The sequence below is a fragment of the Candidatus Margulisiibacteriota bacterium genome (assembly GCA_031268855.1).
Classification (GTDB): domain Bacteria; phylum Margulisbacteria; class Termititenacia; order Termititenacales; family Termititenacaceae; genus Termititenax.
The window spans coordinates 1-10,366 of sequence record JAIRWS010000093.1 but is presented as its reverse complement, the minus strand read 5'-3'; the positions used below and the strand labels follow the sequence as shown (position 1 = coordinate 10,366).

Sequence of the window (10,366 nt, the reverse complement as noted above, 5' to 3'; positions counted from 1 at the left end):
CGACTACAGCGAGCGCGCTCAATATCGAGCCGCAGTCCTACGCGCTGATCTATATTAGAAGATGTGCGTAATATTTTTGGCCTAAAGAATTTCCTGCGTGATGCATTGATTGTATCTATGCTAAAATGACAGCATGAATTTAGTGGAGCGCAGCGGCAAGGTTTTATCCCGTGTCCTTTCCCATTTTACCGAACTGGAGATCGATCACGGTGCCGGCGCGTATCTCTACGGGCTGGACGGCCGGGCTTATCTGGACTTTGCTTCCGGCATCGCGGTCACGGCTACCGGACACTGCCACCCTGAAGTCGTGCGCGCCGTGGTGGAGCAGACCAGAAAGATCATTCATAACTGCGCCGGAGTCACTTATATTTCCGCCAATATCGAGCTGGCCGAAAAACTGCAAAAAATTGTGCCAATCAAAGATGCGCGGTTTTTTCTCACGCAGTCCGGCTCAGAAGCGGTCGAAGGCGCGCTCAAGGCCGCCAAGTATGTTTCCGGCAAAAGCGGCGTCATTACGCTACAGGGCGAATTTCACGGCCGCACGATGGGCGCGCTGTCGGTCACGACAAAAAAATCTTACCGCGACGGCTACGGCGAGCTGCTGCCAAATAGCTTCATTGCCGAGGCCGACTTGGACGCCATTGCCCGGTTGAACAACGGTAATATCGCCGCGGTCATCATCGAGCTGGTTATGGGCGAGGGCGGCTATGCGGCGCGCGACAGGGATTTTGTCCGGAAACTGCGCGCGTACTGCGCGCAAAATAAAATATATTTTATCGTCGATGAAGTGCAGAGCGGTTTTGGCCGCACGGGCAAAATGTTTGCCTGCGAATGGTACGGTCTTGAGCCGGACATCATGGCGCTGGCCAAAGGCATTGCCTCCGGTTTTCCGCTGGGCGCGGTGGTTCTGAAAGAGGAAATTTCTAACGCCTGGAAAACTTCGGCGCACGGCGGAACATTTACCGGCAATCCGGTAGCCTGCGCCGCTGGCAGCGCGACCGTGGATATTCTCCTGCGGGAAATACCGCAGATGCCTGCCAAAATAAAAACTGTCGAGGAAGCCTGCGCTAAACTCGTCGCGCAATATCCGCGGATCTTTGTCCGGCGGCAGGGGCTGGGTTATATGCTGGGGCTGGTCTGTGCTTCCGGCGCGGTCTGCGCGGAATTGCGCCGGCGCGCGCTGGCCAACAGCTTGCTGCTGATCAGCGCCGGCGCGGAAAGCGAGATAATCCGGCTGGCCTATCCGGTCACGGCGACCATACCGGAATTAGAAAAAGGTTTTGCGATCATCGCGCAGACCGCTGGAGAGATGTAACTGTGCGGTATTACGAATGGCAGGATCTGCTGGACATTGCCGCGCAAAAAAATGAGCCACCGTTTTTATTGTTGCTGGACGGACTGGAAGATCCGCGTAATTTTGGCGCGATACTGCGCACAGCCGAAGCCGCCGGCGCGCACGGCGTGCTCATTCCCAAACGCCGCTCAGTGCAGGTCAACGACACGGTCAAGCGCACTTCCACCGGCGCGGCTGATCTGGTGCCCGTAGCGCAGGCTGCCAATATCAACGAAGTTATTAAACGCTTGAAAAAAGAAGGTGTTTGGATAGCCGGCTTGGAAGCGGACGGCTCTAAAGATTACCGCGCGGGTGATTACACGGACGGCATCGCGCTGGTCATCGGCGGTGAGGGCAATGGTTTGCCGCGTCTGACCCGTGAGCTTTGCGATTATATAGTAAGCATACCGTTGAAAGGCCAGATCACTTCGCTCAACGCTTCGGTGGCCGCCGCGCTCTTGCTGTATGAAGTTGTGCGGCAGCGAGAGAAGCGGTAGAATACAGCTATGCGTTTGCTCATTTTTCTCATCATTGTCGCATTGCTGATCCGGTACTGTTTGACGCCGTTTCTCAAATATCGCGCGGAGCAATACGCACAATTATTAAAAAAGACTAAAAAATAATGGCGAAGAAGTTCAAGATCTTGATTATCCTTTTGATCCTCGGTTTAGCTGGTGGATTTTTGGGAGTGCTGTTTTCGTTTGCCCATTCCAGCGGCGGCGTTTTGCGCGCTTCGCTGGCGGAAGACCTGGCGGTGCGGCAGGCGGCGGGCGGTTATTTGCAGGCCTGGCAGGATCAGGCGCCGGAGCGCATGTACGCCTATCTGTCGCGCGCGGATAGAGAGCTGGTGTCCAAAGACGAATACCAAAAGCATTTCGAGGCCTTTCCGGTTTTTCCGCAGCATTTTAAGCTGGGCGCGCTCAAGCTGCTGGCCGCGGACAAAGCCGCGGTCAAAGTCCGCGTGCTCTGGCCAGAAATGGCCGAGGAAAAAATGCTGGACCGCGAGGAGCAGTTGATCCTGGTCAAAGAAAACAACGCCTGGTATATCCGCGAGGACGAGTCGCTGAATTAGAACTGCAATACGCCAATAATTATGGTTCAGAAAATATCTTTATCTAATATTAATTTGCTCAATAAATTTGAGGCTGGTTATGTTTGTTTTATTGATGAGTCTGGTGATGAGGGCTTCAAATTCGGCAAAGGCAGTTCAGAATGGTTCATTATTTCTGGATTAGTAATTAGGAAAAAAGGACTAATTGTTTTGGAAACAGCCCTGGCGGATATAAAACAAAAATTGCATTGGGCGGAAGACAAACACTTGCATTGGAACAAACTGCATCATCTTGAAAAAAAGTTGCTGTGTGAAAATATTTTGACCTTGCCATTCCAAAGTGTTTCTGTGGCAATCCATAAGCCCAGTATTATCGAGCCTGAGAATTTTTCGGAAAGATACAGAATGTATTATTATACTTGCAGCCATCTATTAGAGCGTATATCTTGGTTAGCTAAAGATATACAGCGTATTCAGCCTGAAGAAAACCACAAACTGCTAACAATTTTTTCCAATCGAGCGGGTATGAGTTATGATGAATTAAGAAATTATCTAAATATATTGCAATCCAAAACCAATTTGGAAGATGGACGAATTGATTGGAACTTTTTGGATAAAGATTTGGTTAAAGCGTACAAACCGAATCAACTTGCTGGCCTGCAGTTTGCCGATGCTGTGGCTGGGGCTACTTATAATGCTTTGGAAACTATCAACCAGAAAGAGCAAAAGAAGGATTATTTGCTAAACATTAAGCCTAAATTATATTCACACAAAAAAACTTACTGGGGATATGGGTTGAAAATTTTGCCAAAAGAGAAGCTGACACAAATAGAAATAACTACTGAAAAGAATTATGTCTGGTTAAAAGAAAATTTTAAAAAGTAACTATGGTTGGAGGATCCCACACCGAAGCGCTGCCGCCAAAAAGCGACCTACAACCATAGCTTTATGCTTAAATAATAGCATATTTGCTACTACCGCGCAATAGTTTTTCTGCCTCCAGGAGCTTTCCTTTTTGTTTTTGTTATTATATAACTTTTGCTAGAAATTTCACCAGTGAATAATTTTTTTTGAATTGCGCATAATTGAATTCGGCAATTTTTTGCGCGCGAGAATTATCCGCGAGGACGAGTCGCTGAATTAGCTGAGGCAGTTTCCTGGAATTATACTAATTTTTTATACACGTCCGCTGTCTCTTTAGCGCATTTCCGCCAGGAAAACTTTTGTAATTGTGTTCTTCCAAGTTGACATAATTGTTTTTGTAAATCAGGAGAACTAATTACGCGTTCGATGCTGGAACGCATATCTTGAATGCTATGCGGGTCAAAATAAACAACAGCGTCTCCGCCGATTTCCGGGAAAGAGCTGGTGTTTGACGCTAGGACTGGGCACCCCCCCCCCCCCCCGCAGAAAATGCTTCAAGAATAGGCAACCCAAAGCCTTCATAAATAGACGGAAAAACAAAAGCTGTAGCGGCGGAGTATAATTCCGTCAAAGTCTTATCATCTGCAAACAGACAAGTTGTGCGGTCGTGAATATCAAGATTTTTTAGTAATTCCTGTTCGTTTTGATTAAATGCTGTGCCTGTGCAAATAAGACGCAAATCATACTTAATTAAAAGCGGCGCTACGGCAGAAATAAAATTATAAAAATTTTTGTAAATCCAGCGTTGTCCTGTAAACAAAATGTAATTGCCGCAAGGTTTTTCTTTATTATCAATAGTGTTTGTTGGTGCGCCATGATAAACCACAGAGATTTTATTTTCGGATATCTCCGGGTACAGTTTTAAGATGTCGCTTTTGGTATTTTGAGAAATAGCAATGATATGGTCTGCCGCATGTATCATTTGCTTTTTTTGTGGGACAGTAGTCTTATCCTCAGTAAAGTATTCTGGAAATAACTCATGAATCATATCATGGACAGTAATTACAAGTGGCTTATTTTTGTTTCTCAGAATATATGGGTCGTAATAAGTCGGATGTATTACATCACATTCTTTGGTTTTTATTAGAGCATCGGCATAATTTAAAATTAATTTCTGCGCATCGGTCAACTGCATATTCAGAGGAAATTCTCTGGGAAGTTGTAAAGCATCTATATATTCATTGTGGGAAAGAGCAAATGCCCCAGACACCAGGTAATCAAATAATTGCGCGCTATGGCGCATTAATTCATAAAAATAGCGAGATATTCCGCCGAAACGCTGTAGCATGAATATCTGATGGTCATACAAAACTTTCATTTTACTAAAGTATAGCATTTGGCTTTAGCGTTTGATATTATTGTTTGATGGTTTACATAAAATTTACTAATTCTTATGACTACACCGGAAAAGCCTATTATTCTTTTTTTGTGCTTCCTTTATTAAAAATATTTAAAGCAAAAAATATTTTTGTGGAGATGGAAGTTTTAAACGGCAAAGATGTTGTGCCGGATATTGAATTTTTTTCTGTTTTTGGTAATAAGGAAGACTTGATAAACTCCAAAGCTAAACATAAGATTTTCTTTACAGGGGAGAATGTAAGCGTTAGTTCGATTGCCGGGCCACGCAAACAGTATAGCGACCATTGTCTCCAGCATACTGCGCTTTCTTTGGGCTTTGATTTTGGCAAGGCGGAAAATTATTTAAGATTACCGCTTTGGTTGTTGTATTATTTTAGACCATATGATTCGAAAGATGTTATCCAGCATAAATTAACTGAATTTGCCGCAACAGAGAAAAAAGAAAAGTTTTGTGCCTTGATTGCCAGACATGATACTACTGAATATGTTAGAGAATATGGGGAGGATTCGAGTTATCTTGTCCCTGGTAATTCAAATAATTTACGGACGGAGATGTACAATAAAATTTCCCAAATCGGACAGGTTGATTGTCCGGGGTTTCTTTTGCATAACGATGCTTCCTTAAAAACGCAATTTTCGGACAATAAAGACGTTTATTTGCGGCAATATAAATTTAATATCTGTCCGGAAAATTCTCAAAGTCCGGGTTATGTGACGGAAAAGATTTTTGATGCTTTTCATGCTGGTTGTATTCCCGTGTACAATGGTTACAGTAGCGATCCGGAGCCGGGAATTATAAATCCGCAAGCTATTTTATGGTTTGAACGCGGAAAAGATAACGCGGAAACGCTAGAGCGGCTTAAACAGCTTTATGAAAATGAACGCGAGTATGACGATTTTCAGGAGCAGGGATTTTTTGTGGACAGTGCCGTAGATGGGATACATGGTTATTTACAGGCTTATTGTGAGCAAATGGAAAATATTGCTTTACAATGTATTTGATGTGGTCTGTAATATTTAATTAAACTGCCGATAGCGGATGGGAAAAACGCTTAATAAAACGAAAACGGCTAGATTATTGTCCGTGTATAATCTCCAAAATTTTGGGTATTCTTTAAGTAAAGGGGACATCATGCCTGCTAAAGCCAAAAAGACGCGCCCGCCCACACTCTCGGTCTGCTTGATCGTCCGTGACGCTGCGGAAAATCTAGCCCTGTGTTTGGATTCAGTTCAAAAAGCCGCTGACGAAATTATTGTGGTGGACACCGGTTCACGGGATAACACTGTGGAGATTGCCAGAAAATACACGGATAAAATTTATTTTTTTCAGTGGCGCGATGATTTTGCCGCGGCGCGCAATGAGTCGCTGAAACACGCGACGGGTGACTGGATTTTGATTCTGGACGATGACGAAATTTTGCGGCCAGGCTCCGCGCGGAAACTCAAGAAAATTTTGGCCGCACAGCCGCCGGAGCAAAATGTCTACACGGTCTTGATCTACGATTGTGAAAAAACGGATGCGGAGAAAGAACTGCGCGGCGGGCAAAAATACGCTGGCTTTCGTCTGCATACGCACGGCCGGCTGCTGCGCAACCGGCGGGATATTTGGTTCAGACACACTCTGCATGAACGCATCACGGAAAAAGACGGCGAGACTCTTTATAGCAGCGGCGTGGCGCTTTTGCATTATGGTTATCATCAGCCGGATCCGGAAAGATTTAAACGCAATTTTGCGATCGTCCAAAAAGCGCTGGCCGAAAATCCTGACGATCTGGCCTGCCATTATAATTATGCGCGGACTTATTCCACGCAAGACGACTGCGCTATGCCGGAATTAGTCCGCCAGATGGAGCGGACTATCGAGCTGTACCTGCAGGGGAAAAAAAATGTCAAATGCCTGCCGCTGAGCTTGATTTACGGCGATTTTATTGACATTTTGCAGAAAAGAGAAAATTACGCGCAAGCGGAAAAATACTGCTACGCCTGGATCAGCAGGCTGGGCGATAAATATGATCTGACACCTTTTTTGCGTCTGGGCAAAAATCTTTTTTTTCAGCAGAAATTTGACGAGTGTGAACGCGTTCTGCAGATGGTCTATGCCAAATCGAAAAACGGTTTGAGTTTTTGCGCCGCGGAATTATTGGCGGAATTCAAGGCGGAGTTGTATTTCTTTTATGGCACGGTGCTTTGCGCCAGAAAAAATTATAAGCTCGGACTGAAATTGCTGCGTTTGGTGCGGGACAAATATTTTAACAATGCGCAGCTGGAAAAATTGATCTCCTCCGCTGAGGAAATGGCCGCCGCGCGAGCCTAAAATCCCGCTTTATGATTTGCCGATAAAGGTGTAAAATTACTTTGTAGGAGGGTAAGATGAAAAAAATACTTTTGATTTTGTGCGTGTTTTCTTTGGGCTTTTCTGCGGTGCGTTTGCAGGGGCAGGCTGGCGTGGCTGGCTACGGTCTGGGCGCCGGATTTGGCCTGCAGGTCATACCGCTGCTGCTGGAGGCCGGTCTGGAAGGTGCGGTTTACGAATGGCCGGAGCTTAAAAGCAAAGGCAATTATCAGGGCGTGCCTTACGACGGCAGTCTAAAATTAAATCTAACTCGCGTGGGCGCTTACGCTAAATTTTCGATCCCGGGCTTAAATCTCGTGCCGGTGCTCGGCCTGTTCGCCAATCCGACTATTCATGCCGGCACGCAGAACGGCGCTGTCGATGTGGACGGCGAGGCGCGGTTAAATGGTGTTGGCGCGCCGATCGAGGGACGTGTGCCGGTGCAGGGCGCTTATGCCAGTTTGGGTTTTCCGAGTTATATTTTGTGGCTGTTTATCGAGCCGTCGATCGGCACCCAGCATATTTATGTCCCGGGCTATTTCCAGCAAAGTCTGCTGGACGCGCAGATCGCGCTGGGGATAAGTTTTTAAAATATGGGCACAGCATGCCGCTCGGTGCGCGGCGCGATCACGGTAGAGCGTAACACAGCCGAAGCCATAGAGAGCGCGACGACAGAGCTTTTGCTGGCGGTCATTCAGGAAAATAAAATAAAAATCAAGGACATTGTCAATATTTATTTTTCGGTGACGGTGGATCTAAACGCGCAGTTTCCGGCGGTGGCGGCGCGGCGGCTGAGCTGGAAAACCGTGCCGATGCTCTGCGGTTACGAGATCGATGTGCCGGGCAGCCTGCGCAAATGTATTCGCGTTATGCTGACCTGCCACAGCAAAATTCCGCAGGCTAAAATCAAGCATCAATATCTGGCCGGCGCGGAAATTCTGCGGCCGGATCTGGTCAAGTAAGTCGCTTATGCTCTCGTTAGAGCAAGGCGGTAGCCGAGCGAGTGAATAACACTTACCACAGTGCTAAACTGCGGCTTACCTGTTTTGGATAGCGAACGATATAGACTTTCTCTTGCCACGCCAGCTTTTTTAGCTGCTTTGCTCATCAGACGACGAGCTTTGGCTGCGTTACCTAATGCTCTCACCATATATTGAGCATCGTCTTCAGCAAAAGCCGCCTCTAAATACCCTTGTATATCTTTTTCTGTTTTTAGATAATCCATTAAATTCCATTCTGAAACTTTAAGCATTATTGTTTTACCTCCTTTAGAAACTTTCTGGCCTTTTCAATATCTTTACTTTGTGTTGATTTTTCTCCTCCGCACAAAATCAATACCCAATATTCGCCTTTATGTACAAAATACAAACGATAACCATTGCCATAATGTATCCGCACTTCGTACAGACCACCGCCCAATGTTTTGCGGTCGCCAAAATTTCCTTCTCGTATCCTGTCCAGTCGCACATTGATAATATTTTTTGCCTTAAAATCTTTTAATCCGTTAAACCATTTTTTATATGCTTCGGTGATCTCGATTTTGATCATTTTAGTATTGTAGCCTATATATCACACATTGTCAAACTGAAATTTATTTTCGTTAAGCGGCACGGCCGTTAAGTTTGGCAACTGCCAATTTACCTGAGAATATAATATAATTAACCGATATTAGCTGAAGGAGAAAGACAAATGATTATAGTAATGGATCACGGCAGCAGCGAGGACAGTCTCAAGCAGGTGGTAGAGTTCGTCGAAAACGCTGGTTTGAAAACGCAGATCAGCCGGGGCGAAGAGCGCACGGTCATCGGCTTGATCGGCGACAAAACCAAAGTAGACCGTAACGTCCTGGAGAGCATCAAGGATGTGGCGGAGATCATCGATGTTTCCAAGCCGTACAAACGCGCGGCGCGGGAAATGCATCCCGACGATACGGTGATCACTCTGGATAACGGCCTGAAGATCGGCGGCAAAAATGAGCCGGTGGTCATGGCTGGCCCCTGCACTGTGGAGAATTGGGAAATGCTGAGCGAGATCGCCACGGCGGTCAAAGCGGCTGGCGCCAAAGTTCTGCGCGGCGGCGCCTGGAAACCGCGCACTTCGCCCTATGCTTTTCAAGGGCTGGGCGAGGAAGGTTTGAAACTTTTGGCCAAAGCCCGTGAGGAAACCGGACTGCCTATCGTTTCGGAATTGATGGACACCAAAGACATTCCGCTTTTTCTCGAATACGTGGACATCATTCAGATCGGCGCGCGCAATATGCAGAATTTTTCGCTGCTCAAAGAGCTGGGCAGGATCGACAAGCCGATTTTGCTGAAACGCGGTTTGGCTGCCACGATCGAAGAATGGCTGATGTCGGCGGAATATATTTTAGCCGGCGGCAATACCAGAGTTCTGCTCTGCGAGCGCGGCATTCGCACGATGGAGAAATACACGCGCAACACGCTGGATCTTTCCGCCGTGCCGGTTGTCAAAAAAATGTCGCATCTGCCAATTATCATTGATCCGTCGCACGCGGTCGGGCACTGGGATTATGTACCGGCGATGAGCAAAGCGGCGATCGTGGCCGGCGCGGACGGGTTGATCATTGAAGTGCATAGCAATCCCGAAAAAGCGGCCTGCGACGGCGGACAGTGTTTGAAGCCGAAATTGTTTGGTGATTTAATGCGGGATATCAAAGCCTTGAGCAAGTATAGATAGGAGAGAAAAGTGTTCGCCAAATACAAGCGGATTTTGCTGAAATTGAGCGGAGAGCTGCTGGCTGGCAGCCGCAAGTACGGTATTGATCCGGCGGCCACGGGACAGCTGGCGCAGGAGATCGGCGAAGTGGTAGACCTTGGCGTGGAAGTGGGCGTGGTGCTGGGCGGCGGCAATATTTTCCGCGGCGTGTCGGCGGCGGCCAACGGTATGGACCGCGCGACCGGTGACTATATTGGCATGCTGGCTACGATCATGAATGGTGTGGCTTTGCATGACGCTCTGGAAAAACAGGGCTGTCCGGCGCGTTTGCAGACGGCGATTTTTATGGAATCCGTGGCGGAAGGCTATATTCGCAAAAAAGCCCTGCATCATCTGCACAAAGGCCGCGCGGTGATTTTCGCGGGCGGCACGGGCAATCCGTATTTTTCCACGGACGCGGCGGCGGCTTTGCGCGCGGCGGAAATTAATGCGGAAGTAATCCTCAAATGCACGGCCAAGACCGACCGGGAAATGGACGCGGCGGCCGCCGCTTTTTGCGCGGAAAATAAAATCCCAGTCGTGACTTACAAAGCCAGCGCGGGAAATTTATTGAAAGCGGTTAAAAATTAGCCTGAGCTTCCGTATTCTCTGGATCGAGCTTCACTTGTAATATTTGGAGCGGGCTACACTC

At 47.2% G+C, this 10,366-nt stretch carries 13 protein-coding genes; 10 read left to right on the top strand and 3 right to left on the bottom strand.

What is annotated here, in order from left to right; translation table 11 throughout:
* Nucleotides 1-133: 133 nt before the first annotated feature.
* The 4 genes from LBJ25_05705 to LBJ25_05690 all read left to right on the top strand — a co-directional run bounded on the left by LBJ25_05705 (nt 134) and on the right by LBJ25_05690 (nt 3,269).
* On the top strand, nt 134-1,315 hold the full coding sequence (locus LBJ25_05705; protein MDR1453449.1) for an aminotransferase class III-fold pyridoxal phosphate-dependent enzyme: 1,182 nt from the start codon (nt 134-136) through the stop codon (nt 1,313-1,315).
* A gap of 2 nt (nt 1,316-1,317) precedes the next feature.
* Nucleotides 1,318-1,830, top strand: a complete 513-nt coding sequence (rlmB, locus tag LBJ25_05700) for a 23S rRNA (guanosine(2251)-2'-O)-methyltransferase RlmB (protein ID MDR1453448.1) — start codon at nt 1,318-1,320, stop codon at nt 1,828-1,830.
* Between the two features lie 125 nt (nt 1,831-1,955).
* Nucleotides 1,956-2,405, top strand: a complete 450-nt coding sequence (locus tag LBJ25_05695; protein ID MDR1453447.1) for a hypothetical protein — start codon at nt 1,956-1,958, stop codon at nt 2,403-2,405.
* A 21-nt stretch (nt 2,406-2,426) separates the two neighbouring features.
* Nucleotides 2,427-3,269: a DUF3800 domain-containing protein gene (locus tag LBJ25_05690; protein MDR1453446.1), complete on the top strand. Its 843-nt coding sequence runs from the start codon at nt 2,427-2,429 to the stop codon at nt 3,267-3,269.
* 493 nt (nt 3,270-3,762) lie between these two features.
* Here LBJ25_05690 and LBJ25_05685 read toward each other — a convergent pair whose 3' ends face one another.
* Nucleotides 3,763-4,626: a glycosyltransferase family 4 protein gene (locus tag LBJ25_05685; protein MDR1453445.1), complete on the bottom strand. Its 864-nt coding sequence runs from the start codon at nt 4,624-4,626 to the stop codon at nt 3,763-3,765.
* A 47-nt stretch (nt 4,627-4,673) separates the two neighbouring features.
* On the opposite strand from LBJ25_05685, the gene LBJ25_05680 reads away from it, so the two are divergent.
* The 4 genes from LBJ25_05680 (at nt 4,674) to aroH (ending at nt 7,961) form a co-directional block, all read left to right on the top strand.
* Nucleotides 4,674-5,669 carry a hypothetical protein gene (locus LBJ25_05680; protein ID MDR1453444.1) on the top strand — a complete coding sequence of 332 codons (996 nt, stop codon included), beginning with the start codon at nt 4,674-4,676 and terminating at the stop codon, nt 5,667-5,669.
* Nucleotides 5,670-5,799: 130 nt separating this feature from the next.
* The gene (locus LBJ25_05675; protein ID MDR1453443.1) at nt 5,800-6,981 is read left to right on the top strand and encodes a glycosyltransferase family 2 protein; all 1,182 of its coding nucleotides are present in this window, start codon (nt 5,800-5,802) and stop codon (nt 6,979-6,981) included.
* 56 nt (nt 6,982-7,037) lie between these two features.
* On the top strand, nt 7,038-7,589 hold the full coding sequence (locus tag LBJ25_05670) for a hypothetical protein (GenBank protein ID MDR1453442.1): 552 nt from the start codon (nt 7,038-7,040) through the stop codon (nt 7,587-7,589).
* Between the two features lie 3 nt (nt 7,590-7,592).
* Nucleotides 7,593-7,961, top strand: a complete 369-nt coding sequence (aroH, locus tag LBJ25_05665; protein MDR1453441.1) for a chorismate mutase — start codon at nt 7,593-7,595, stop codon at nt 7,959-7,961.
* A gap of 5 nt (nt 7,962-7,966) precedes the next feature.
* On the opposite strand, the gene LBJ25_05660 is transcribed toward aroH, so the two are convergent.
* Together LBJ25_05660 and LBJ25_05655 are read right to left on the bottom strand one after the other, a co-directional pair.
* On the bottom strand, nt 7,967-8,251 hold the full coding sequence (locus tag LBJ25_05660) for a putative addiction module antidote protein (GenBank protein MDR1453440.1): 285 nt from the start codon (nt 8,249-8,251) through the stop codon (nt 7,967-7,969).
* Nucleotides 8,251-8,547 (bottom strand): type II toxin-antitoxin system RelE/ParE family toxin, encoded by a 297-nt coding sequence (locus LBJ25_05655; protein ID MDR1453439.1) that lies wholly within the window; start codon nt 8,545-8,547, stop codon nt 8,251-8,253. The genes LBJ25_05660 and LBJ25_05655 overlap by 1 nt, the downstream gene beginning before the upstream one ends.
* A gap of 141 nt (nt 8,548-8,688) precedes the next feature.
* Here LBJ25_05655 and aroF point away from each other — a divergent pair, with 141 nt between their 5' ends.
* Both aroF and pyrH read left to right on the top strand, forming a co-directional pair.
* Nucleotides 8,689-9,696 (top strand): 3-deoxy-7-phosphoheptulonate synthase, encoded by a 1,008-nt coding sequence (aroF, locus tag LBJ25_05650; protein MDR1453438.1) that lies wholly within the window; start codon nt 8,689-8,691, stop codon nt 9,694-9,696.
* Nucleotides 9,697-9,705: 9 nt separating this feature from the next.
* Nucleotides 9,706-10,305 (top strand): UMP kinase, encoded by a 600-nt coding sequence (gene pyrH / locus LBJ25_05645; protein ID MDR1453437.1) that lies wholly within the window; start codon nt 9,706-9,708, stop codon nt 10,303-10,305.
* The last annotated feature ends 61 nt before the right edge of the window (nt 10,306-10,366 follow it).